This is a genomic window from Rhodococcus wratislaviensis, from assembly GCF_900455735.1.
In the GTDB taxonomy this organism is placed as follows: Bacteria; Actinomycetota; Actinomycetes; order Mycobacteriales; family Mycobacteriaceae; genus Rhodococcus_F; species Rhodococcus_F wratislaviensis.
The window spans coordinates 127,084-151,978 of record NZ_UAUI01000002.1; the positions used below are offsets into that span (position 1 = coordinate 127,084).

The 24,895-nt window shown below is 65.9% G+C and carries 21 protein-coding genes; 14 read left to right on the top strand and 7 right to left on the bottom strand.

The features are described 5' to 3' along the window. The first annotated feature begins 58 nt into the window (after positions 1–58). The 4 genes from DTA22_RS06935 to DTA22_RS06945 all read left to right on the top strand — a co-directional run bounded on the left by DTA22_RS06935 (position 59) and on the right by DTA22_RS06945 (position 4,983). Positions 59–856 (top strand): class I SAM-dependent methyltransferase, encoded by a 798-nt coding sequence (locus DTA22_RS06935; protein ID WP_160118498.1) that lies wholly within the window; start codon positions 59–61, stop codon positions 854–856. 318 nt (positions 857–1,174) lie between these two features. Next, positions 1,175–2,536: an SLC13 family permease gene (locus tag DTA22_RS06940; RefSeq protein ID WP_112298971.1), complete on the top strand. Its 1,362-nt coding sequence runs from the start codon at positions 1,175–1,177 to the stop codon at positions 2,534–2,536. Positions 2,537–3,148: 612 nt separating this feature from the next. Beyond that, positions 3,149–3,781 carry a hypothetical protein gene (locus tag DTA22_RS36025; RefSeq protein ID WP_160118499.1) on the top strand — a complete coding sequence of 211 codons (633 nt, stop codon included), beginning with the start codon at positions 3,149–3,151 and terminating at the stop codon, positions 3,779–3,781. Then, positions 3,778–4,983 carry a PrsW family intramembrane metalloprotease gene (locus tag DTA22_RS06945; RefSeq protein ID WP_160118500.1) on the top strand — a complete coding sequence of 402 codons (1,206 nt, stop codon included), beginning with the start codon at positions 3,778–3,780 and terminating at the stop codon, positions 4,981–4,983. Before DTA22_RS36025 ends, DTA22_RS06945 begins: the two co-directional genes overlap by 4 nt. A 661-nt stretch (positions 4,984–5,644) precedes the next feature. Here the strand turns inward: DTA22_RS06945 and DTA22_RS06950 are convergent. Next, positions 5,645–6,253, bottom strand: coding sequence for a TetR/AcrR family transcriptional regulator (locus DTA22_RS06950; RefSeq protein ID WP_112298973.1), 609 nt, complete (start codon positions 6,251–6,253; stop codon positions 5,645–5,647). Between the two features lie 106 nt (positions 6,254–6,359). On the opposite strand from DTA22_RS06950, the gene DTA22_RS06955 reads away from it, so the two are divergent. The 4 genes from DTA22_RS06955 (at position 6,360) to DTA22_RS06970 (ending at position 10,628) form a co-directional block, all read left to right on the top strand. After that, positions 6,360–7,652 (top strand): NADH:flavin oxidoreductase/NADH oxidase family protein, encoded by a 1,293-nt coding sequence (locus tag DTA22_RS06955; RefSeq protein WP_112298974.1) that lies wholly within the window; start codon positions 6,360–6,362, stop codon positions 7,650–7,652. Positions 7,653–7,805: 153 nt separating this feature from the next. Further along, positions 7,806–9,341 (top strand): flavin-containing monooxygenase, encoded by a 1,536-nt coding sequence (locus DTA22_RS06960; protein WP_112298975.1) that lies wholly within the window; start codon positions 7,806–7,808, stop codon positions 9,339–9,341. Then, a complete protein-coding gene (locus tag DTA22_RS06965; RefSeq protein WP_112298976.1) occupies positions 9,338–10,201 on the top strand; it encodes an alpha/beta fold hydrolase in 864 nt (287 codons plus the stop codon). Before DTA22_RS06960 ends, DTA22_RS06965 begins: the two co-directional genes overlap by 4 nt. A 70-nt stretch (positions 10,202–10,271) precedes the next feature. Then, positions 10,272–10,628: a saccharopine dehydrogenase family protein gene (locus DTA22_RS06970; protein ID WP_112298977.1), complete on the top strand. Its 357-nt coding sequence runs from the start codon at positions 10,272–10,274 to the stop codon at positions 10,626–10,628. A gap of 195 nt (positions 10,629–10,823) precedes the next feature. Here the strand turns inward: DTA22_RS06970 and DTA22_RS06975 are convergent, their stop codons facing one another. From DTA22_RS06975 to DTA22_RS06990, 4 genes are all read right to left on the bottom strand, one after another. Next, on the bottom strand, positions 10,824–11,777 hold the full coding sequence (locus DTA22_RS06975; RefSeq protein WP_112298978.1) for an alpha/beta hydrolase: 954 nt from the start codon (positions 11,775–11,777) through the stop codon (positions 10,824–10,826). A 211-nt stretch (positions 11,778–11,988) separates the two neighbouring features. Next, positions 11,989–12,960, bottom strand: coding sequence for an NAD(P)H-quinone oxidoreductase (locus DTA22_RS06980; protein WP_181910959.1), 972 nt, complete (start codon positions 12,958–12,960; stop codon positions 11,989–11,991). 148 nt (positions 12,961–13,108) lie between these two features. Continuing rightward, positions 13,109–14,707 (bottom strand): succinic semialdehyde dehydrogenase, encoded by a 1,599-nt coding sequence (locus DTA22_RS06985; protein ID WP_112298980.1) that lies wholly within the window; start codon positions 14,705–14,707, stop codon positions 13,109–13,111. Between the two features lie 50 nt (positions 14,708–14,757). Further along, positions 14,758–15,672, bottom strand: coding sequence for an acetoacetate decarboxylase family protein (locus DTA22_RS06990; RefSeq protein WP_174233763.1), 915 nt, complete (start codon positions 15,670–15,672; stop codon positions 14,758–14,760). Positions 15,673–15,972: 300 nt separating this feature from the next. Between DTA22_RS06990 and DTA22_RS06995 the strand changes: the two genes are divergently transcribed. The 6 genes from DTA22_RS06995 (at position 15,973) to gvpJ (ending at position 22,200) form a co-directional block, all read left to right on the top strand. Beyond that, on the top strand, positions 15,973–16,698 hold the full coding sequence (locus DTA22_RS06995) for a type 1 glutamine amidotransferase domain-containing protein (protein WP_112298982.1): 726 nt from the start codon (positions 15,973–15,975) through the stop codon (positions 16,696–16,698). Between the two features lie 518 nt (positions 16,699–17,216). Beyond that, positions 17,217–18,230: an MBL fold metallo-hydrolase gene (locus DTA22_RS07000; RefSeq protein ID WP_245973345.1), complete on the top strand. Its 1,014-nt coding sequence runs from the start codon at positions 17,217–17,219 to the stop codon at positions 18,228–18,230. Positions 18,231–18,319: 89 nt separating this feature from the next. Then, complete coding sequence (locus tag DTA22_RS07005) at positions 18,320–19,213, top strand: dihydrodipicolinate synthase family protein (RefSeq protein WP_112298984.1); 894 nt, start codon at positions 18,320–18,322, stop codon at positions 19,211–19,213. A 1,188-nt stretch (positions 19,214–20,401) separates the two neighbouring features. Next, positions 20,402–20,662, top strand: coding sequence for a hypothetical protein (locus tag DTA22_RS07010; protein ID WP_037233228.1), 261 nt, complete (start codon positions 20,402–20,404; stop codon positions 20,660–20,662). A gap of 408 nt (positions 20,663–21,070) precedes the next feature. After that, a complete protein-coding gene (locus DTA22_RS07015; protein WP_245973347.1) occupies positions 21,071–21,838 on the top strand; it encodes a hypothetical protein in 768 nt (255 codons plus the stop codon). Then, entirely contained in the window at positions 21,835–22,200 is a 366-nt protein-coding gene (gene gvpJ, locus DTA22_RS07020) for a gas vesicle protein GvpJ (protein WP_112298985.1), read from the top strand. The genes DTA22_RS07015 and gvpJ overlap by 4 nt, the downstream gene beginning before the upstream one ends. Before the next feature lie 331 nt (positions 22,201–22,531). Here gvpJ and DTA22_RS07025 read toward each other — a convergent pair whose 3' ends face one another. Beyond that, a complete protein-coding gene (locus tag DTA22_RS07025) occupies positions 22,532–23,857 on the bottom strand; it encodes an MFS transporter (protein WP_409372688.1) in 1,326 nt (441 codons plus the stop codon). 242 nt (positions 23,858–24,099) lie between these two features. Continuing rightward, positions 24,100–24,780: a PaaI family thioesterase gene (locus DTA22_RS07030; protein ID WP_112298987.1), complete on the bottom strand. Its 681-nt coding sequence runs from the start codon at positions 24,778–24,780 to the stop codon at positions 24,100–24,102. Between the last annotated feature and the right edge of the window lie 115 nt (positions 24,781–24,895).

Sequence of the window (24,895 nt, forward strand, 5' to 3'; positions counted from 1 at the left end):
CGCCCGGATGATCGATGCCCGGCGTGACCGGGAGCGGATACACCGAGAGGATGGTGCCATGCCGAACCCGCACGAGGAACGGATCCGCGCCGCCTTCACGCGGCAGGCGCCGACGTTCGAAGATGCGCGGCTCAACATTGCCTTCACATCGAGCGTGCCCTGGCTACTGGACCACGTGACACCCGAAGCAGCCGATGTCGGTCTGGACGTGGCCGGTGGGACCGGCATCGTCAGCCGGGCCCTGGCGCCGGGGGTCGCTCGGGTGATCGCGGTAGACAGCACGCCGGCGATGATCGCCGAAGGCCGCCGTCGCGCGGACGTCGAGGAGCTGGCGAACGTCGACTTCGTGCGCGGGACGGCGGAGGCCCTGCCGCTCGCGTCGGCCGCCTTCACTCTGGTTTTCACCCGGTTCGCGCTGCACCATTTGACCGATCCGCGGCGGGCGGTGGTCGAGATGGCACGTGTGTGCCGCCCGGGCGGGCGGGTCGTGGTGATGGACCTGGTGGCGTCGGCCGACCCTGAGATCGCCGAACGGCAGGACCGGATGGAGAGACTGCGCGATCCCTCGCACGTGCGCATGCCGCCGCGGGGGATGATTCCACAGTGGTTGCAGGAGTGCGGCCTCGTCGTCGACCGTGTCGCCGACAGGGAGGTCGACCGCCCGGTACGGCAGTGGCTCGAGCAGGCAATGACGGAGGAATCGGCCGCGGCGCAGGTTCACGAGGCCTTCGAGGCAGAGCTTGGCGGCGGCGCGGAAACCGGGATGCGCCCGCACCGCGGCACCGATGGCGTGTCGCTGTGGTTCCACCAGTTGTGGGAAATCTCGGTGGCACGCACGCACCCTGACGTCAGCTGAAACACGACCACACCGAGCGCAGCGTGGAGCGCCTACGTTGAGCCCACGCGCGGCAGGGCGATGTACGGCGTCCAGGTACAGCCGCTGACCAACACCCGCCACCACACGGCCATCATTGCGCCACACCAGTCACACCCTCGGGTTTCGCGATCAGTCCGACCCGCAGAACTACGGTGTGCCCTCACACACAGCAACCCTTGACAGTGATGCCACTCACTGCTTGGATTCACTTACTGGCTAGGCCACTACGCCACCGAGTCACTGGGAAGCGGCCCACACGGCGACGCTGTCCGACCACATCAGAAACCGGAGATCCCGATGTCGACCGAACTAATCCCGATCCTGGCGCTCGCCGTCATGTTCGTGGCAGCAACATTGCTGCCGGTGAACATGGGCGCGCTGGGCTTCGTGGCAGCATTTTTCGTCGGAACGCTCGCCGTCGGCATGAGCAGTGACGACATCATCGGGGGATTTCCCGCCGAGTTGTTCCTGACGCTCGTCGGCATCACGTACCTGTTCGCGATCGCCCAGAACAACGGCACGGTAGATCTACTGGTACGTGGTGCCGTCCGGTTGGTCGGTGGGCGCGTCGCCCTGATTCCGTGGGTGATGTTCGGGATCACCGGGGTCCTCACCGCGATCGGGGCCCTCGGGCCCGCCGCCGTCGCGATCATTGCGCCGATCGCGCTGGGCTTCGCCGCCCGGTACAAGATCAACGCACTCCTGATGGGCATGATGGTCATTCACGGGGCGCAGGCCGGCGGCTTCTCGCCGATCAGCATCTACGGCGTCACCGTCAACAACATCGCGTCGAAGGCCGGCCTCGTCAGCAGCCCCCTGGCCCTGTTCCTCGGCAGCCTGTTCTTCAATGCGGCGATCGGAGTATTGCTGTTCGTCTTCCTCGGCGGCCGTGACCTCCTCGGACGAAGCGTGCACGACGAACACCACCACGACGACGGCACCGTCGGCGGAGCGAGCGCCGCACCCACACGCCTGCGAGGGCACGGGGCAACCACAACCACCGCACCGACCCAGACCGTCACCGCGGAGAACAGCCCCCCATTGGCCACCGCCGTCCGCGCCATCACCTTCGATCAGATCCTCACACTCATCGGCCTCGGCGCCCTCGCGCTCTTCGCGCTCGTCCTCGACCTCGACGTCGGATTCATCTCGATGACCGTCGCAGTCGTGCTCGCCCTCGCCTCCCCGAAGGCCCAGAAGGGTGCGATCGCGCAAATCAGCTGGTCGACGGTACTGCTGATCGGCGGTGTGCTCACGTTCGTCGGCGTGCTGCAGGAGGCCGGAACCGTCGAATACGTCGGCGACGCAGTCGCGAGCCTCGGACTGCCGCTGCTCGTCGCACTACTGCTCTGCTACATCGGCGCCATCGTCTCGGCGTTCGCCTCGTCCACAGCGATCCTCGGTGCCACCATCCCCCTCGCCGTCCCGTTCCTGCTGTCCGGCAACATCGGCGCCGTCGGGGTGATCGTCGCACTGAGCGTCTCCTCGACCATCGTCGACGTCAGCCCCTTCTCGACCAATGGCGCCCTTGTACTCGCCAACGCACAAGACGTCGACCGCGACCGCTTCTACAAACAGATCCTCAAATACAGCGCACTCGTCACACTCGTCGGACCGCTCGTGGCCTGGGGAATCTTCGTGCTACCCGGATGGCTCTGACCCATCCCCTGGGGCGGCCCTCGACCACGGGGGCCGCCCACACGTCGGGGCCGTAACCCTGTCATCGCGCCGTGACGGTCGATCGCCGATCGATACGGCGCAACCCGACGAGAGACAGCCGCGATTTCCGCCGACACCGTGCCAACACAATTGCACTGCAACGTGGTTGGACGTGGCGTGTTCCTTCGAGAGCACCCCAAGCGGACGAGGTTCATGGCGAGCGGTGGCCCGATCAGTCGTGCAGATCGCGCCTCCACCGGCACGCCGAACTCGCAGCCACACCCTGGAGTCGCTACCCCGCCAGCCGGTGACTGCGTTACTGGTATCTCAAAGGTGCTCGTTCGCAGAGAGATTCACCCTGTGAAATTCCGTTGAGCATGCGCTCCGCCCATCGTTCCAAGACCTCAGACGGTTAGCCGGCAGAGATCGTGCAGACAACAGGTTGGAAGTTGTCGTTCGCCGAGTCGGCCTGCACGGTCCCACTGCACAGCGCTCGATGAAACTGCCTATACGACACCTGGTAAAAGCAGGGTGACCTGCCGAGCCATGGACCGAGCGGTACCATCCGAATGTCCTGAACGCCTAGAGACATCCGACCACCCAGGGGAGCCCGTGACACAAACCCATGCCGGAGCCCGCCGGAAGCGGGTACCGGCCGAGCACCGGGTGCTCGGTATCGATCGACGAACACTGCCGCCCGCACTCTTCGTCATCGCGGTCTTCTTACTCTTGACCGTCGTCGTGCCGCGGATCGACGCGTCCATCGACTGGGACGACCCGATACGCGCCGGCGAACAGCTCGCGCTTACAGACACCATCGCCTTCACCCCGGCCACAGGATGGGACATCGAGACCGGTTTCCGCGTCGGTCAAGGGGAATCGGGCCGAAAGGCCGGCGATGCAACCATCGCGGGAGACGGGATCACCTTCCAGGTCTCGCCCGACTCCTTCGACGGCACCCCGGACCAACTGCTGGACCAGGTCGAGAAAGTCACCTCCCGCACCACCGACCCGACGTTCCGCGTCGAGGGCAACCGGAGCACCCTCACCACGACGACCGGACAGACCGGCGTCGTCCAGCCCTACAGCAGCCTCGACGTCGACGGTCTGGTCGCAGCCTTCGTCTTCGACGGCACCGGCCTGAAGATCACGGCATACGGTCCGCCCACCCAGATGACCGCGGCCGCCGAGAACATCCGGGCCATGATCGCCAGCATCCACACCGTCGACGGGAACAACGCATGAGCGACACCGACACGGCGACCGACTCGTCGAGCACCGCGGCCCAACGACGCCAACGCGAGGCGTTGGAGGTCTCCGGGTGGGGCGAGCGCTTCGAGTTCGTCCAACCCCACAACCTCTCCTTCTGGGTCTACCTGGCGCTCACTGCGGTTGGGTTGTTCCAGGCCTGGGCGTACTTCGCACCAGAGGCCGGGTTCTACGCCGACGGATTCGCGATATCGGCCGTGCTCTGCGGATTGTGCGGACTCGCCTGGTTCGCCTGGTTCCGTCACATCGACCGGTGGGAGCGCCAACCCGGCCGACTCGTCGCGGCCGCACTTCTGTGGGGTGCCATCCCCGCAACGTTCGCCTTCGCCATGACCGTCAACTCAGCGATGCTCAGCATCTACCCGAAGCTCTTCGGCCAGGAGTGGAGCGCGAACTGGGCCGCTGGCGCTACGGCACCGATCACCGAGGAGGCCGCAAAGCTGTGCGGCTTCATCCTGCTGATGGGCCTCGCCCCGCGACTGATCCGCACCGCCAACGACGGCCTCATCGTCGGCGCATTCATCGGACTCGGATTCGCGATCTTCGAGGACTTCCTCTACGCCGCCAACTCCACTGCCCGGACGTTCGGAACAGACCCGGTCGGTAACGCCGTGCAGATGTCCGTGACCCGGATCGGCGTCAGCTTCATCTCTCACCCGCTCTTCAGCGCGTTGGTCTGCGCCGGCGCCCTCTACCTCATCGGGACCAAGGCGCAGCCCCGGAGAATCGGGCTCGGGTCGGCTTTCGTGGCGGCTGGGATGTTCCTGCACTTCACGTGGGACGATGCAGCTGGACTCGGAGGTGGAAACCCGCTCGTCCTCATCGGCGTCATGTTCGGTTCGATCGTCATCGGATTCACGATGCTGACGATCGCCTTCCGGCGGGCCGCGCCACGGGAGCATCAATTCGTCCGCGACATCCTCGCCCCCGAGGTCGAGGCAGGGGCCCTCACTGCAGCCGAGGTCGACGGCGTTCTGGGCAAGAAAGCGCGTAAGGCTTTCCTGAAATCGGCCCCTGACAGGCGGTCCCGCCGGGCACGCAAGCACCTACGCCGCGCGATCCTCGACCTCGCACACGATGTCGCCCACGACAAGGGATCCGACTCCGAGGCGGTGCGGCACTCCCGCGCGGAGGTCGAGCGACTGCGCGCCAAGGCCGACCTCGGTCGCGGAGTCTGAAGCCAGCGGGAATGCCTCGCCGAGAGTTGAGACGGCGCGTCGCCTCACGGCAGGCGTGCCGCCTCTCGGCGACGCATCGACGTAGTACCACAACGAAATCCGTTCAAGCGACTTCTGTAGACGCCTCCCGCCTTGAATGGACGCCGCCGCGGACGGTGGGCAGCAATCCCGGTGCGGACATTGACCGGTGAGGCACTCACTCCACTCCCCCGCAGGCACTGCGGCCGAGGGCACGATCTGCAGCGATGACCCGTTCCGCCAGTTGTGCGCGAACGGGCCCGCAGCAGGCGGAATCAGGTGTGCTTAGAGGCCCCGCTTACGCGTGATTTCCGGTTCGTCAGTTCGTGGAGCTACCAAGGCCCGCATCATTGCTCGCCATACGTGAATCCCTTCCACCACTATCCATGGGGTGGTCACCTTTTTGGGCCTGCTGTGGTCACCTATTGGGCCCGCGATCCGCCTTGGGCGCTGCTTCGCGCGCATTCTCCGGTCAGCGTGCGACACGTTCGGCGTTGTGAGAGCGGTGTATCTGGTGAGCCGGTGCGCGCTGGTTGGTCCTTGTGCGGACGGTCGAGGTCCGCCGCAGGGATCCGCGGACTCCGTTGCCGGGCAGGGTAGCTCTCTGCCGGGACGGGGGCCGCCGGCAACTTCGTGTTAATACTCAGGGCTGTATGTCGGGCGGGGCCGCGAACGAGCCCGATGCCCCGAGGATGGCGTAGACCGCGGCGCGGACACGATCGGCGACAGCCCCGGTGGAGATGGCATCGAACTTGCCGTCGAGGTGCAAGAACGCCAGGCCATGCACCAGCGCCCACACCGCATCTGCCATCGCGTCCGGGTCGGCAGTAGGAAATGTTTGCTGCACAATAGATTTGACGTACTCGTGAATCGCCGTTGTCGCAGCTACCCGTTCGGGGTTGGTCGGGTCGCACGGTTCGGCAAACATGACACGGAACAGTCCGGGGCGGGCGAGTGCGAACTGGACGTAGGCGATGGCGATCGCGGCGAGATCGTCGGCGGTGGTCGGAGCCGGATGGGCTGCGGCCAGTCGGCCGGCCAGGTCTTGGTAGCCCACCGCGGCGACAGCGGACAGCAGCGCATCGCGGTCGGAGAAATGCCGGTACGGCGCGGCAGTGGACACACCGGCGCGTCGAGCGGCGGCACGGAGCGAAAGCTCGGCGGCTCCGTCTTCTTCGAGGAGTTCCACGGCCGCGCGCACCAGCGCGTTGTGCAGATCGCCGTGGTGATACGGCTGGGTCGTCGTTGCCATGGTCCTAATCTAGCAAGTGTTGACAATGCTTACATATCCTCTTAATGTTAGCGCCGCACACATGATGTGATCATCGTAAACATTGCTCTCGAAAGAAGGTCTGTAGATGTCGAGTGGTTCGGTCTCGGACGGGTTGTTCTCACCGCTTCAACTACGATCCGGTCAGACATTGCGCAACAGGATTGCGAAAGCGGCCATGGAAGAGGGCATGGCCGGCAAGGCGCAGCTGCCCGACAAAAAGCTGATCGAGCTGTACCGACGGTGGGGCGCCGGCGGTGCCGGCCTGCTGATCACGGGAAACGTGATGGTGCACGCCGAAGCGCTGACCGGTCCCGGGGGCATCGTCCTCGATGCTGCCGCACCGCTGGCACCGTTCGCGGCGTGGGCGCAGGCCGGTAAAGCCGCCGGCGCGGCGATGTGGATGCAGATCAGCCACCCCGGTCGACAGATTCAGTCGAACATGCCCGGCGTGGTGTGGGGGCCCTCGGATATCGCGGTCGAGCTCGGCCGTCACTCCAAGCGGTTCGGTCGGCCGGTCGCGATGACCTCCAACCAGATCGAGGCGACCATCGCCCGGTTCGTCACCACCGCCCGACGCGCCGAGTCGGCCGGATTCGACGGGGTCGAGGTCCACGCCGCGCACGGCTACCTGCTCTCCCAATTCCTTTCCCCGCTGGTCAACAACCGCACCGACGAGTGGGGCGGTTCACTCGAGAACCGTGCCCGGCTACTGCTCGAGGTCGTGCGGGGAATCCGTGCGGTGGTGGCGCCGAAGTTCGCCGTCTCGGTGAAACTGAACTCGGCGGATTTCCAGCGGGGTGGCTTCGACGCCGACGACGCGCATGCGGTGATCGGCATGCTCGCGTCGGCGGGTGTCGACCTGGTCGAGGTATCCGGAGGCAGTTACGAAAGCCCAGCCATGTCCGGGCGCCCGGCCGATGGCCGCACCGCGGCCCGCGAGGCGTACTTCCTCGATCTGGCCGCGCAGCTGGCCGAGACCAGCACACTGCCGCTGATGCTCACCGGCGGGATCTCGCGCCGGGAGACCGCCGAACGCGTGTTGGCCAACAACGTCGAGCTGATCGGCATGGCAACCGCGTTGGCGGTCACTCCGGATCTCCCCGACCGTTGGCGCGAGGGACTGGAGGCGGACAAGGGGATGAAACCGGTGACCTGGTCGGACAAGGCGCTCGCCTCTGCCATCGAAATGGCCATGGTGCGCTACCAGATGCGCCGGATGTCGGCCGGTAAGAACCCGGCACTCGGTGTGCACCCGGCCCTGGCAATGGTCGCCGACCAGCGCGTACAGCGGCGGGCACTGCGTCGTTACTCACGATGGCTCACCTCCACAATGCGTGAACGGACCGCGACGCCGGTTCCGAGCGCGGCAGCGCGCTGAACCCGTGATCGGGTTCAACTCAACCTCCCCGATCGGTGGCCACGCCCACCACGTCGATCTCGACACGACGCCTCGCCACCATCCCATCGCATTCCCCACCGACCCTGTCGATCTCGGACGAGGGTGCCTCGCCGACAACACCTCGGAGAATTGATGTCCACGACCACCACGCAGCCCCACGAACTCACGGAACCGGGCAGCGCCACCACCGTCCACAACCATGTCGCGATCATCGGCACCGGCTTCGGTGGCATCGCGACCGCGGTGCGGTTGCGCCAGGCGGGGTTTTCCGACTTCGTGATGCTCGAACGCGCCGGCGAGGTCGGGGGCGTCTGGCGCGACAACGACTATCCCGGCGCCGCAGTCGACGTCCAGAGCAACCTCTATTCGTTCTCCTTCGCCCCGAACCCACACTGGCACAACACCTACGCCAAACAGCCAGAGCTGTTCGCCTACCTCAAAGACGTCGCCGACACCCAGGATCTACGCACACGACTGGTACTCGACTGCGCGGTCGAGCGATTGGAATGGGACCCGGCCGCGCAACTGTGGCGGCTCGAAACCGTACGCGGACCGCGCACCGCCACCCACGTCGTGCTGGCGACCGGCGCTCTCGCCGATCCGCTGATCCCGGCGATCCCAGGACTCGATCAGTTCGACGGGGTCAGCTTCCACTCGGCACGCTGGCACCACCATTACGATCTCGCCGGAAAGCGGGTCGCGGTGATCGGCACCGGCCCCTCGGCGGTCCAGTTCGTCCCGGCCATCCAGCCCGATGTGGCGCACCTGACCGTCTTCCAGCGCACCCCGGCGTGGGTGGTGCCCCGCCACGACCGGCCGGTCGACTCCGTGAGCCGGGCCCTGTATCGCAGGTTCCCGATGTTTCAGCGGCTCGAGCGGCTGAGTTTGTATCTGCGGCGGGAGTGGCAGGTGGTCGCCTTCCGCAATCCGGCACTGATGACGCTGCCTCAGCGCGGTGCCCGCCGACACCTCGAGGCGCAGGTCGGCGATCCGCGGTTGCGGGCGAAGCTGGTGCCCGATTTCCGCTTCGGCTGCAAGCGAGTCCTGATCTCCGATGAGTATCTGCGGTCGCTGGACCAGCACAACGTCACCCTGACCACCGACGGAATCCGGGAGATCACGGCCACCGGCCTGATCGACAACACCGGTACCCACCACCGGGCCGATGCCATCATCTTCGGCACCGGGTTCCGGACCTCACGGCTACCGCTGACCGACCGCACCTACGGGCGCGACGGACGCAGCCTGGCCGAGGTGTGGGGCACCAGCCCGACCGCGTACCTGGGGACCTCCGTCACAGGATTCCCCAACCTCTACCTCATGCACGGGCCGAACATCGGCCTGGGGCACACCTCGGTGATCCATATGTTCGAATCCCAGGCCAACTACATCGCAGGTGCCCTCGGCTACGCCCGCGACCACGACCTGGCCGCCGTCGAACCGACCCCGGTGGCGCAGCAGGCCTTCACCGATGACGTCGAGCGCCTCGGCGAGGGCACCGTATGGACTACCGGCGGGTGCACCAGCTGGTATCTGAACGCAGATGGCCGTAACACCAACATCTGGCCCGGGTCGACCCTCGACTTCCGCCGCCGCACCCAGAAGTTCGACCCGACCCAGCACCTGCTGCACCGTCGGACCCCTGCCCGCGAGGCAGCCGCCTCATGAACGCCGGCGCACTGATCGCCGGAACCGCCGGCGCCCCGACTGTCATGCTGATCCACGGTCTGGCAAGCTCCTACCGGGTCTGGGACCGGGTCGTGCCGAAGATCGAGCAGGGAGCCGACATCGTTGCAGCGCAGCTGGAATCGGAGCACTCGATCGAACGTGACGCCGACGACGCGGCGGCGCTGCTCCGATCCCCAGCGGTGATCGTCGGGCACTCCCGCGGCGGATTGGTCGCCACCGCGCTCGCCGAACGCCACCCCGAACTCGTCTCGGCGCTGCTGCTGTTGTGTCCGCCCTGGTCGCTGGCCAGCAGGCTGAGCGCGCGCACACCCATCGAACGGGTCCTCGCACTGCCCGGCGTGGGTGAGCTGATCTGGGCAATGGCCTCCCCGGAGCGGCAACGTGCCGCTCAGCAGAGCGCGTTCGGCCCAAGTGTCAGCGTGCCCGATCAATTCGTCGACGATCTACGGGCCCGAGGTCGGCGCAACTTCGTCCGCAGTACGCAGGCCATCGACACCTACCTCGGTGCCCGCACCCTCGCCGACCGGTTGACCAGCCTGCCGGTCCCCACCGAGCTTGTCGTCGGCGGACTCGATGCGCGGGTGGCCTCGCCCGCAAGGGAATTCGCCTCAGTGCGTCATGCCACCGTGCGGGTGCTCCCCCGGGTGGGGCACACCCCGCCGTGGGAAGCCCCGGACATGGTCGCGGAAGCGATCGGCCGAACCCTGCGATCCACCACCAGTGCCACCTCCTCTTGCAACGCCGCGTCCTTCGGTCGCGACAACACCCGGCTGCCAGGCCCGCAGCCCCTGACCCGCCCGTACCCGACCACAAATGGAATGGACCATGAGGACCTCTGACCGAACATCCCACCGCCCAGCCGACGCCCGTTAGGCCCTCGCCGGCCGGAGCCTCGCCAAGCTCGAAGCGGTGAATGAGCGACTCGCCCATCTCAATCCTGCAGCCATCAGCCCGGAGCTCCTCGTTGCCGACACCTCCGAGCCGGACTCGCTTCGCGCCGTGGCCGGGTCCGCGCAGGTCGTGGCCACGACGGTCGGCCCGCACCTGGAGCACGACGAGCCGCTGGTCGCGGCGTTCGCTGCCGCGGGCACCGACTACGTCGACTTCACCGGGGAGCCGGAATTCATCGATCGAATGTACCTGGCCCACCACGCCACCGCGGTCGAGTCCGGCGCCCGCCTGGTCCACGCATGCGGGTTCGACTTCACCCGCACGACCTCGGCGCCTTCTTCACCGTCAAGCAACTGCCCCACGGGGTTCCGCTGACTATCCGCGGTGTCGTGCGCAGTAACGCGGTGATCTCGGGCGGGACCCTGAACTCCGGGCTGGGGCAGATGGCGCGCCTCCGTCAGATGCGGCAGGCCGGCGCCGAACGCAAACAAGCCGAGCCGCGGTCCGATGGCCGGCGAGCACGCGTCCGGGCACGTGCTCCGCACCGTGACGCCGACCACCGGTAACCCGTCAGTGCAGGGCGGTTCGGAGGGTGTCCTGCGCCAGCTTGATGGCGACGGACGCACCCTGGGTCGAGCGAAGCGCGTTGAGCATCATGAAGTCGTGGATGACGCCACCGACACGAACGTGGGTGACGGGGACCTCGGCCTCGCGGAGCTTGGCGGCGTAGGCCTCGCCTTCGTCGCGAAGCACGTCGGCCTCGGCGGTGATCACCAGGGCTGGGGGCAGTCCGCGCAGTTGGTCGACGGTCGCGCGCAGCGGAGAGGCGTAGATTTCGGCACGCTGGGACTCGTTGCTGGTGTACTGGTCCCAGAACCACTGCATGCCTTCGCGAGCGAGGAAGTAGTGCTCGGCGAACTGGTGGTACGAGGGGGTGTCGAATGCACCGTTGGTCACCGGGTACAGCAGCACCTGCTGCGTGATGTGCACGTCGCCGCGTTCCTTGGCCATCAGAGTCAGGACGGCGCTCATATTGCCGCCGACCGAGTCGCCGGCGACCGCGAACCGGGTGGCATCGAGTCCCTTCTCGGCGCCGTGTGCGAATACCCACTGGGCGGCGGCGTAGTTCTGCTCGATCGCCGTCGGGTACTTCGCTTCCGGGGACAGGTCGTAGTCGGGGAAGACCACCGCGGCGTCGGCGCCGACGGCGAGCTCGCGGACCAGTCGGTCGTGGGTGTGCGCGTTGCCGAACACCCAACCGGCCCCGTGGATGAAGAACAGGACCGGAAGGGTGCCGGTGGCACCTGCCGGTTTCACGATGCGCACCTTCACCGATCCGGTCGGACCGCCCTCGACGGTGATCCACTCTTCGTCGATCGCCGGTTTGTCGATCTCCCCGGACTGGACCTCGTCGACCGTTGTGCGCCCCTCGTCCGGTGGAAGCTGGAACAGGAACGGGGGCGCATCGGTCGCCTTCGCGAATTCGGCGGCCTCGGGCTCGAGGACGGGCTTGATGTCGGTCATGTCACTCTCCTGTCGCGGGTTCCGGCCCTGCGGTGCGGCATGCCGGTATGCGAATCACCGTGGGGTACGGCCCCATCGTCGGTGTTACCTGTTTTCGGCGTCGACCAGAATTCTGGGCAAGCCGGGATGGTTCCTGCTCCTTTCGTCGAGCGAATCACGGTGTCGTCGGTGGCCGGTGAATCTGCCGTGGGCGGCACCGGTTCGTCGGGAATCAGGATTCGGTGGGAAGCAGTAGCACCTTGCCGACCGAGTCCTTCGAATCCAGCATCGCTTGTCCTCGTTCGGCGTCGGCCAGTGGCAGCTTGGCCGAGATGACCGGCCGCACGACCCCCTGTGTGACCAGTGGCCACTCATTCTCGGCCACCGCCGCGACGATCTCGGCCTTGGACCCGGGACCGGTCAGGGGCCGGTTCCGGACGTTGAGGCCGATCACCCGGGCGCGCTTGCCGATGAGTGCTCCGACGTTCAGTTCTCCGGTGAAGCCGCCCTGCATTCCGATGATCACCAGCCGTCCGCCGATCGCGAGCGCGTCGACGTTGCCGGGCACGTACTCGCCGCCCATGATGTCGAGGATGACGTCGACCTGTCCGGCGAGCTCGGTGGCGAAGTTCTGCTCGCGGTAGTTGATCACGATATCGGCTCCGAGCTCGCGGCAGCGCTGCGCTTTGGCCTCCGAACCGACGGTCACCGCCACCGTGGCGCCGAGTGCCTTGCCGACTTGGATGGCATGGGTGCCGATGCCGCTGCCGCCGCCGTGCACCAGCAATGTTTCCCCGGCCTTCAGGCCGGCGTCCATGACGATGGTCGACCACACGGTGCTCGCCACCTCGGGCAGCGCGGCCGCGTCGACGAGCGAGAGCCCGTCCGGGATCGGCAACAGCTGGGCCGCCGGGACGACGACGTACTCGGCGTATGCTCCGCCCGCGATGAGAGCGCAGACCTCATCGCCCGGGCGGAAGCCGTCGACTCCCGCGCCGACCGCGACGACGGTGCCGGAGGCCTCCATGCCCATGATGTCGGTGATTCCGGGCGGTGGCGGGTAGAGGCCCTGACGCTGCATCAGGTCGGCGCGGTTGATGCCGGCCGCGGCGACCCGGAGCAGGACCTCGCCGGCGGCGGGGGTGGGCGTGGAGACCTGCGCGATGTTCATGGTCTTGTCATCGTCGACGACGATGGCCCGCATGGTGGCGGGAACTGTCTCGGGGGTGGTCATTTCAGTGCCTTTCGTGCAATCGCGGCGGCAAAGCCTGGGAACCGGGCGTTGCGACTGCGATGTATCGTTGGGTCGTTCGGTGACCGGTGGATCTCGGTGTGCGGCAACGGGATATGCGTCAGCGGGCGCCGATCAGCTTCCAGACGCGCAGTACCGCGCTCAGCGCCGGCGCCCACGTGGTCCACGGGATGCGCGCGGGCGGGGTGAAGCCGAGGGCGCGCTGATGGGCGACGGTCTGCGGTTCGGTGTACTTGAGTATGCCGTCCTTGCCGTGCCGGCGTCCCACGCCCGAGTCACCCATTCCGCCCATCGGAGAGTCGATGCTGCCCCACGCCGCCGCGAACGCCTCGTTGACGTTGACGGTGCCGGCGTGCACCCGGGCGGCCACCGCACGTCCGTGAGCGCCGTTGCGGCTCCACACGCTGGCGTTCAGCCCGTACGAGGTGGCGTTCGCCTGCGCGATGCCCTCCTCGACATCGTCGAAGCCGTAGATCGAGACCACCGGACCGAAAGTTTCGTGCCCGTGGAGGGTCATCTCCGGGGTGACGTCGGTGAGGATGGTCGGCTCGTAGAACAGCGGACCGAGATCGGGGCGGGCGGTACCGCCTGCCAGCACGGTGGCGCCCTTGCCGACGGCGTCGGCAACGTGCGTGGTGACGGTGTCCAGCTGGGACTGACTGGTGAGGCTACCGACGTCGGTGCTGTAGTCGTAGGCCGCGCCGAGCTTCAGTTGCTTGGTCCGCTCCACGAACTTTGCCACGAACTCTTGCCGCACCGATTCGGCGACGTAGATCCGCTCGATCGACACGCACAGTTGCCCGGCCGACGGGAACGCGGCGGCGACGGCACCGTCGGCGGCACGATCGAGATCGGCGTCGTCGAGCACCAGCATCGCGTTCTTGCCGCCCAGCTCCAACGAGGCTCCGATCAAACGCTCGCCGGCGTCGCGGGCGATCTGGCGGCCGGTGGCGGTGGACCCGGTGAACATCACGTAGTCGGCGTTATCCATCAGCGGCTCCCCTATCGAGCTGCCGCGGCCGACCACCATCTGCCACACGTCGGCGGGCAGCCCCGCCTCGTACATCAGATCCATGGCCCACAGCGCGGTGAGCGCGGTCTGGGTGTCGGGCTTCTGTACCACCGCGTTACCGGCCATCAGGGCAGGAATCGCATCACCGGCGGCCATCGACAGGGGGTAGTTCCACGGTGAGATGATCGCGACCACGCCCTTGGGATGGTGCAGCTCGGTGGTATGGGTCAAGATCGGGATCGCTCCGCGCCGGCGCTGGGCGGCCAGCAGCTTTTCGGCGCTGCGCGCGTAGTACCGGGAGGTGATGGCGGTGTCGGTGATCTCCAGGAACGCGTCGCGACGGGTCTTTCCGTTCTCCGCCTGCATCAGGTCCAGGCCTTCGTTCTGGCGTCCGAGGACCAGGTCGTGGAACCGCAGCAGCACCTTGCGGCGCTCACCGATCGGGGTGGCTGCCCATATGGCCTGGGCGCGACGAGCCCGGACGAAGGCTATTTCGACGTCGCCCGGCGTGGAGACCGGGAAGTCGGCGAGTGGCCCGCCGGTGTAGGGGGCGGTGGTGGCGACGCGGGTGGCGTCAGCACCCGCGGCGACCTGACGGGTCAGACGATCCCGCAGCTGGGCAGTCAGCGAGGACGGGAGGCCGGCGGTCGTCGTAACTCTTTCGGGGGTGGCGTATTTGGTGGACATGGTGGGACTCCGTTGAGGGTGTCGAATGTCGGAGCGGATGCGATGGCCGATTACCGGCTGCGGACCGAGAACGGAACCGGCATGTGCAGCGCAGCCTGCGCCTCGGTGCTGACGTCGAACGCGATGGTGCGGATCGGCTTCAGTGCGCGCAGGTCGTCGGCCATGCGTCCCGCGCCGAGGGTCAGGTCGACACCGCGCGGGAACATCGAGGTTCCGCCGGCCAGCACGTGGGTCTGATTCAGGGTGGAGTGCCAGGCGCCGTCGACCTTCGTGTACGAGGTCAGGGTGGATACCTTTTCGCCGCTCCGGGTGCGCTTCTGGGCCGGTGTCGGGGCGGAGAAGGCGATGTCGACGCCGCCATCGGTGTTGGCGATGCGGGCGGTGGTCCGGCGCTCGTCGATGTTCACGTCGAGTGCGGTGACCCATTTCGGGAAGCCGTAGCCGTGGTGGCCGCGCACCTGGGCGATATCGGTGTTCACCGGCAGGGAGAGCACGTACGAGTGGATGTGGTCGTTCGCCAGCGCGGCCGCGACGTCTGCAACGGGGAGTTTGCCGTGCCGGGCGGGGCGCACCGCAACCCCCACCGCAGCCTCGGTATAGAAGTCGATGTCGCAGACGTCGTAGCGGAAGAACATCACCGACACCAGGCCGAGACCAGGGGTGATCTCCAGTGGGGTGAGCTCGCGCGGGATCCGGTTCCGGATCGCCTTGCTGGGCGCGATCATCGTCAGACGTGCCGACGACATCGCGTAGTAGAAGTTCGGAGTCAAGGTGGGCCCGATGCGAGACTCGACCCGGGTCTTGGGAAGGGTCCGGAAGAAGTCCACTCCATTGACCCGCGGGTCGCGCGCCACCTCGTCCAGGTCGGTGTCCATCCGGAAGCGCTCGAACAAACCGCCGGCCGGGACTGTGACGGAATGTCCACCCAGGTCGACCTCGATGGTGTTCTGCTCGGTTGAAGTCATGTGTCGGTCCTTCGCCATCGGTATGTGTGCACTGCTTACATGAGGCTAGACCGGCTATGTAAGCATTGTCAACACTTCTTGGATTCCCGTGGGCGATCGGCCTCGATACGGTCGAATGCGACAGGCACCTGTTCCCTGCGAGCCGATCGGACCCTCGACGCAACGCCCCGTCGTCACCTGGAGCATCGCGGTTGACGCGTGCGCAGCATCCACATAATGTAAGCGGTGTGCACATCCGGCGGTGTGCCGAGAACCCATCACAGGTGGCCCACAGGCGTCCCCTTTCCGGAGGAACACATCATGACGAAGGCCCTGTTCGTAGTAACCGCAGCCGACCGTTGGACACTCAACGACGGCACCGTGCATCCCTCGGGGTACTGGGCTGAGGAACTCGCGGTGCCGTACCGCATCTTCAGCGAAGCGGGATGGAACATCACCGTGGCCACCCCCGGCGGCAAAGCGCCGACGCTCGATCAGCTCAGCCTCGGTATCTCCGGAGGGATGCCGTGGAAGCGCCGCGACGTGAAGAACTTCCTCGACAACATCGCCGACGTACTCGCCCACCCGGCTTCTCTGGATTCGGTGGACCCGGACGAATTCGACCTGGTGTTCTACCCGGGCGGTCACGGCCCGATGGAAGATCTCGCCTACGACAAGACCTCAGGCGAACTGCTGACCCACCGTCTGGCATCAGGCAAACCGCTGGCCCTGCTGTGCCACGCGCCAGCTGCGGTCTTGGCTGCAACCAACCCTGACGGCACCTCGGCCTTCGCCGGTTACCGGATGACCGGGCTGTCCAACCGCGAAGAACTGTTGAACCGATTCGCCAAGAAGGCGCCGTGGCTGTTGGAGGACAGGCTGAAGGAAGCCGGCATCGAGTACTCCAAAGGACTGATCCCACTGCGCCCACACGTGGTCGTAGACCGCAACCTCTACACCGGGCAGAACCCGCAGTCCTCCGAAAAACTGGCGACCCAGCTCGTCGATGTCCTTCTCGGCTCCGCGACAGGCTCCGAGAAGGGTTAGAGGGCTGGCATATTCGCGAGCTCCACCGGTTCGATGTCGACGCAGTCGCTCCATCAGGTCCGCTCAGCCACGACGGTTGCGCGGCGATCCGCCACACTCCCCGAGCAAGTACGCCCACCACCGACGGCCCAATCCAGTCGACTCTCATAAGGACATGGCCGCAGTTCGTGGCCGACCAGACCAAGCCCGCATGGTGCCGCCGGTGGTAGGACTTCGACCCGACGAACAAGCCTTCGGGTCAACAGCAGCGACCGTCGTCGCAACAGCACCTCCGTTTTCGCGCTCGTACCTGACCTCAACCGCATCGGCCCACGTCACGGTTCAAAGCTGTTCTGCAGGCAGGAGTCAGCAGTCGAGTGCCGGTCCCGTAAACCCAACCCCGACCTGCACCAGTCAGGCGGAGATGTCGTGAACCGCCGCGCCCAAGTCGAGTGACGTGTTAGAACGAACGGGTGGCACTCGGCGAAAGGATCGAGATCGACGTTCGGACACGCATGATTGCGGGTCAAGAGCTCGATATGGCCGCACGCCAACCAGACGTGGGCAACGTGATCGTTCACCGAGCCGGAGATCTCCTGGTGCTCGTCGACAGCGGGGTCACATCCGTTATCCGCGACGCGATCCGGTCCGCTGCCGACGACCTCGCTCCGTGGTCGAAGATCCTGCTGCTCACCACCCACGGTCACCCCGACCATGTCGGGAACAACGACATCATCACAGACCTCGGCAAGGGACTCGACAAATCGAACGTGCACCATTTCGTCAGCGCACACGACGCGAGCCAGTACCACGATCACGGGCTCCCCTACTGGACCACGAGCCTTGAGCGCGTGACCGGCTTGGTACCGGGCTTCGAGGATCCGTCTGCGGCAACTCGACAGCTCCTCGCCATGTACCAGCCCTACGTTCCCATCACCGACATCACCCGGACCTACGAGGAACTCCCGCTCGAGCACCTCGCCATCGGCTCTCAACACATGTCGGGTTGGTCGTTCGGAGACGGTGCCGTTCAGGTCATCCGCACCCACGGCCACTGCGCCGGCCAGGTCGTCGTCCACCTTCCCGAGGCGCGGTTGCTGCACCTGTCCGACGAACCGAACGGCCCGTGCGGCGCGATGCACGATGCCAACCAGATGAATATCTTCGCCGCGCTCGCCCAGGCGCTGACGCTGGTCGAGACCGATGCTGTCGACATCGTCACCGAAGGCCATGCGTTCGAGGTGTTCGATCGCCCGACCGCAGCCGAGCGTCTGTCGACGCTGCTCGATCAGGCTGCGGCGCTGGACGGCGCCGCACAGGCACTGCTCAGCGGTGGCATCGACGACCTTCCGGCGTTCGTCGACGCCTTCGTTGCGCGGTCCCAGGCGCTTGGCGTATCGGGCGCGAACCCAAACCCCATGTTCAACACCATGATGACGATCGCCAAACTGCGCGAGCTGGGCCTCGTCGCGAAAGGCAAAGGTCCGCAACAGACATGGAGCCGACCCGTGCTCGACGACTCGATGGGCGCACCGTCGTCATCGGTCGAATGACCCCTCGACCGACGTAGTTGCTGTGCGCCTTCCGTCCCACTCGCCTCGACGAATTTTGTCCTACACCCGAGCGAATTGAGGTTCGACCGATGTTCACCGGACTGTCCGCCTTCCCCCTTACGCCGATGAACGAGACAGAAATCGACGAGTCCGCGTTCTCCGGAATTGTCTCGCGACTGGCTGACGCGGGTGTCGAATCCATCGGCGCCCTCGGGTCCACCGGTAGCTACGCCTACCTGACCAGAGAAGAGCGCAAGCGGGTCGCACAGCTCGCTGTGGCCGCAGCGGGCACCACACCGGTCATGATCGGTATCGGGTCGCTGCGCACGGCGCACGTCCGCTCCCTCGCCGAGGATGCACAAGATGCGGGCGCCGCCGCGGTGCTGCTGGCACCGATGTCCTATCAACAACTGACCGCAGAGGAAGTGTTCGGCCTGTACGAAGCGGTGACACGTGAACTGTCCGTGCCGCTGTGCGTCTACGACAATCCCGGTACCACCCACTTCACCTTCACCGATGAACTGCACGGCCGCATCGCCGAACTTCCGAAGATCGGATCGATCAAGATTCCCGGTGTCCCTGTCGACCCAGCCGAGGCAGCCGGTCGACTGAAGTCCCTCCGATCTCACATCCCGTCGACGGTCACGATCGGGGCCAGCGGCGACCCCTTCGCCGCGGCAGGCCTCGACGCCGGCTGCGACGTTTGGTACAGCGTGCTTGCCGGCGTGCTTCCCAAGCCATGCCTGGCCCTTACCCGCGCATCCCGGAACGACGACCAGAACACCGCCACCGCGCTGTCGAATCGACTCGAACCCATCTGGGAATTGTTCCGGACCCATGGGAGCCTGCGCGTCGTATCCGCCATCGCCGAACACCTCGGCCTCGTCGAATCGCCCAATCTCCCGCTGCCGGTACGGGGGCTCGCCGAGGCCGCACGTTCAAGGGTCGCCAACGCGCTCGAGCAGGTCCACGATCTGCTGTGATCTCCGCCGAGGCTTAGGCCCAGACGAGGGCCCGGCCTGTTCACCGCGCTGCCGGTGAAGAACTCGGCGGCCGTGCGCGCGGACGCCTCGGCGCCGTCCAGGAACCCCTCCAGGTTGGCGGTGGCGGGGTTGAGATACCGGATGCGGCCCGAACCCAACTCCCACAGCCCCAGCGGGGTCGGCGTGCATTCCAACGCCGCGGTCCCCGCGCGCCGCCGAATGCGGGCCGAAGAAGTGACGGTGACGGCGGGCGCCCTTTGTATGCTCGCGCCGGGAAGTTCCGGCATCCGCCACTCTCGTGCAACGGGAGACAATAATGCGGGACTATCGGGCATCCAGTATCGGCAAAAATCACGTGTACATATTCGGAGGCGCCCCACATTTACGATCGACGCCCAATTCGAGCGGCCCAGATTCTCGAGCCGCGGTTCGCACAAGGTCATTCCGGGTCGCGCCGGCCCGATTTCGGGGTGTCGATATCGACGCTCCTGCCGACCGGCCCCCTCGTACACCGAGTGCACTTCCCGGCCGAGGACGGCGGTAGGCGCAGGCGGTGGCCTCGCGAGTGATCGCGCTGATCAGGGCGGTGGCCCGGCCGCCCCCAGGCGAGCCGGGGCACCGCTGTCCCGGATTGCTCCGTCGGTCATCCCAATCCGATGCCGCCGCCGAAGGTGACGCTCAGCCACTTCAGGAACGCCTCGAACGCGACATTGAAGTCGATTCCTGCAGAACCCATCAGAATTCACTCCTTTCCCGGTGATGAATCCACGGGATCATCAAGCCCCGCTTACTCTGCCTATCGCAATCGGGGTCGATGAGTGTTTCGCGAACAAGAAACTTTCTCACATAATGAAATCAACAAACCGCCCATATTGTTCCGGCAAATCAAATAGAGAATGGGTGACAGTGAATTATCGGGACATTTGTTTCTCGTGTGCATTCGCGTGACCCACGAGGCTGCCCGGTCTGCCATCGCGGCGCGCACCGTCCTCAGCAGGTACCCGCAAGCGAGTGCGATACGCGGATCGCCCTGAAGGTCGCACACCCCCCGGGGGTGCAGCGCGGCGCCGGTCCGCGGCGTGACAACCCGGAGGCCATGAGGATGGCCGATCGCGCAGCGGGCGCGACGCCATTGTGCCTATGATCCGGGCGCGTGGCCGAGCATGGCCGACCGGAAGGTGTAGATCGATGCCCGAGAACAAGAACACACCGAAACCCGAACCTGGTCCGCTCGGCGCGGGCGCACGTGTGCTGGTGCGCCGACCGTCCGAAGCGGCGCAGACGGGTCGGATCATCGAGGACTACGCCGAGCTGACCGACACCGAGGAGCGCGGGCACGCCTGGGCGCCGGTGCACCGGTGGGCGGTCGCCCTCGATGACGGGCGACTGGTGTTCGCAGACACCGACGACCTGACAGCCGACCCCGGCACGACGGAAATGGGCAAGTAAGGCCGGCAGGCCCCCGACCGGTCCAACGGCCAGGCACAGGCGGGGTCACACCACCTTCTCGCTGCCGGTGAGGAAGAACGGCGCCGTGCGCCCGAAGCAGAAGACGGTCGCTTCGACCGCTTCGCGAAGTCGCGCGGGTCACCGCGCGGCACGGACGGCTGCGCCGAGTCCGTCCGCGAACCGGCCTGTACCAGGGTGGACGGCGTTCGAGGAGCCGACCGGCCGGCCGGTGTCGTCACACGTCACATGCACCGATCAATTCCGACTCCTGACCGATTGAAAATGAGTCGTTGGGGGTAGCCGATTCGGAGTGGTCCGCACGGCACTCGCTGATCTCGGGTGCCGGCGGCTGCTCCAGCCCGACCGGGGTCGTCCAACGATCGCCGATCCGGGTGAAGGGAGTCGACAATGATGACCCGATTGCAGATCGCGGCAGCGGTGGTCGTGGGCTACTGGATGGGGCGAGCACACCGGACGAAACTGGGACTGCTGCTCGCCGCGGCGAGCGCCGGCCGCCTCGCCGGGGGACCTCAGGAGATGGTGGACCGGGCGACCAAACTCCTCCAATCCTCACCCCAATTCGCCGAACTCAGCGAATCGGTACGGGGTCAACTCCTCGACGCCGTGAAAGTGGCAGCCATGACCGCCGCGACCGCCCGGATCGACGCCCTCAACAACCGATTGCTCTCCGGCTCCGACGAAATTCTCGAGACCGCCGAAGACCTGGTCGAGAACACCGCGGACATGGCCGCAGACGTCACCGACGACACCGCGGAGACGGTCGGGGACGTCACCGACGACACCGCGGGCACGGTCGCGAAACTCGCCGGGGGCACACTCGGCGCAGTGGGTGCGTTGGGGCGCAGGAAGCGGCCGAAGAAAGCACCGCCACCGGACGAGACCGACGAGACCGACGAAGCCGACGAGGACACCACGGGCAGGGTGCGGAAGCTCACCCACGACGCCGTGGGCCTGGTGGGGCGCAAGAAGCGGCCGAAGAAAGCACCGCCACCGGAGGAGGACGATGACGAGGACGAGGACGAGGAGGGGATGGCAGAGAAGGCCGAGGAACGACCGGCGCGGCAACCGACCCGCAGGCGTAGTGACGAGCCGCCCCGCAAGCGAAGCGCCCCGGCGAAAACCTCCGGCACCCGGAAGCGGGGAGTGCAGCGATGACCACAACGGGTGGTCCGAGCTCGAGCAGCCTGGCCGACGTCATCGACACCATCTTGGACAAGGGCCTGGTCATCGACGCCTACGTGCGGGTCTCGCTGGTCGGCATCGAACTGCTCACTATCGACGCCCGCATCGTCGTCGCCAGTGTCGACACCTACCTCCGCTTCGCCGAGGCGGTGAACCGACTCGAGATCGGCAACGAACCCAAGGGCCTGACCGATCTCGTCTCCGACGTCAAGGGCAGCGGCAGCACGAAATCCAAGACCAAGGGCGTCCTCGAGGGCGTCGGCGAAACGCTCAGTGAACTGCTCAGTGGATCCGGCAGCGAACGCGAACCCGCACCCCGGCGGGGACGGAAATGACATCCCCGACGACGTCGACAGCAAACTCGCCGAATGCCAGACCATCACGCCGGAGGTGTGCAGATCCTCCAGTGGAGACGGCCACGGTGAGGCAGTCCGACTCCCCCTCCAGCACAGCCGGATTGACGCCAGTCCGGACTGAGAACCCGCAAGAGACGACTCGCGACGTCCTGCGCCCACCAGAACGATCTGCTGCGATCACCACCACGTTCGCCAACTGTTATCCATCCATCCAACCTGAAGTCTCCGGACCAGCGGACGGGCGACCCCGGTGACGACGCTGCTCTCTCCGATCCCCAACCTCGACGGACGATGATTCGGGTACGGGTTGCTACAACCGTTCACGGATGAGCTTCCGATCACGGTCGGGGTGCGCGAAGACCAATGCCAGGACTGCCGCGACGAGTCCGAGCCCTCCGAGCAATTGGAATGCCAAGAGATAACCCGCGGCCGGAGTCGCTGCGTTGTCGACGATCAAACCGGTGGCATACGGTGCGATCAGGCCACCGACAGCCATCAGCGCAATGAAGGTACCCATCGTTCCTGCGGTCTGCTGCGGCGGACACAGTTCCGAGATGGCCGAATTCACCAGAGGGAAAACCATTGCCGAGAATCCGTAGCCGATCGAGATAGCCACGACGGCCACGATCGGGGTGTCGAACACAGGCATTGCCATCAGAACGCTTCCGCACACGATGACACCGATGCAGGGCACGATGATCCGGACCAGACGAGCCGAGGCGCCGCGTTGCCGCAGGCGGTCTGTGATCGCGCCCGACATGATCATCAGAACGAGGCTGACGATGGATGGCAACGCGAACAACGATCCGGCCTGCATGGCGCTGAATCCCAGTCCGACTTCGAAGTACGACGGCAGCCACGTCAACACCATGGTTACCAGTGCGTACACGACTATGACGAGGACGGCGCAACTGACGAACGTGCGTGAGAGGAATATCGTGCGCCACGGGGCGCTGGGTTCGGTTCCTCCAATGTCCGAATCCAACTCGGCGGAGGCCTTGCCCGCGTAGGGGCCTTCGGACCAACTTGCCAGCCAGCACACCGCCCAGACTGCGCCGAGTCCGCAGAGCCCGAGAACTGCTGTACGCCATCCATATTCAATGGTTACGAACGTCAGTATCGGCGCCAGGGCGATCTTGGCCATCGACGAGGCACCAGTCAACAACGCACTCGGAAGGCCACGCTTGGCAGGAGGATGCCACGAGTACGTAGCGGTATGCATGAGCCCAGCGCTCGGCCCCTCGGCGAGCCCGAGGAGCATGCGACTGACGATGAGCATCGTCACACTCGCGGCGACAACCAGCGGGAGCATCACCACGGACCATGCAACGGCGAGCGCCAACAGTGACCACCGCAGTGTCACATACTTGTTGATTGGGCCTGCGAAGAAGCCCCCAATAGTGAAGGCGAGGAAGAACAGAGAACCGGCCAAACCGATTTGAGAGGCGGTCAAGCCGAGTTCCCTGGCGAGCGGCTGGGCAATGACACCCAAGACGACCTTGTCACCCCAGTTGACGATATAGAGGAAGACGACAAGTCCGGTCATCCCCCACGCGCGGCCACTGCTTTTCAGAATTCCTGCGCCAGAGGAGGAATGGGGGGTCTGTTTGTCTCGAGCGACTTCACCTGTGGTCACGGGAGTCCTTTGTTATGGGATCGCACGGTCGCCATCTGTGCAGTACGAAGATGCAGTAGACCCATTGAAGGTGACCCATGACACACAAGCAAACTGCGATTGCTTATCGCCCCGATAGACCCTTCCTATGGAAACTCACGCCGGGGCGGGCTTTCCGCAGCGTGTGGCACGTCCCCGGGTATCTCCGTTCCCGTGCCACAGCCGCGGCGTGATTGGCGCCGTCCGTTCACGTGGCCCCCGACTCAGCTGATTTCACCCCGCGAGCTCTCGTTCACTGTGCCCACGTGCGATCGCGGCATGATGAACAGGGCTTCGGCTTCGATGCAGGTCGCTCCGGAGCCATCAGCGAGATGGCCGCGCACAATCGCCTTTCTGCCGTCGACCGAAGCGGTCCACGCTTCCAACCTGACATGCCCGAGCTTGGTGATCCGCTTGAAGGTCGTCGTGAGATACACGGTCATACCGGCATTTCCGCCGGCACCTGCGGCCTCACCGAGCAATTGGTCGAGGAGCATCGCACAAACCCCTCCGTGGACCTGTCCCGGAGCGCCCTCGTAAAGGCATCCCAGGTCGAGTTCCGCGCGTGCACGACCGTCCGGCAGTCGGTGAACGGTCATCGGTGGCGCCACCGGGTTCCGACGGCCGACCACGGCGTTACCGAAGTCATTCCGCAGCGGCCCTCCAATATCGAACAGGTCACCCGGAGTCCGATCGGGCACCGACGAGCGGAGACGCCGGGTGAGGTGTTCGAGCCGAGAAGCGACGTCATCGGCGATTGCCACGTCGACGTCTGCTCGCATCTGCGCCTCCATGAATGCCCGGGTGGCGTCGGCCAATCGGCGGAGATGCGCAGGTGCGTCGACAGTTTGAACAATGGATTCGGACCACGATGACTCGGCGGTGTGCAATGGCGATTCAGCCATGGAGTACTCCTGGGATGTGTCAGACAGTTGACGGAAGTCACGCTGCGGGTTAGCTTACAATCGTTCGAACCTCTCGTCGCTAGTGCCGATAGGTTCGGAATCGCTTGCAGTCGAG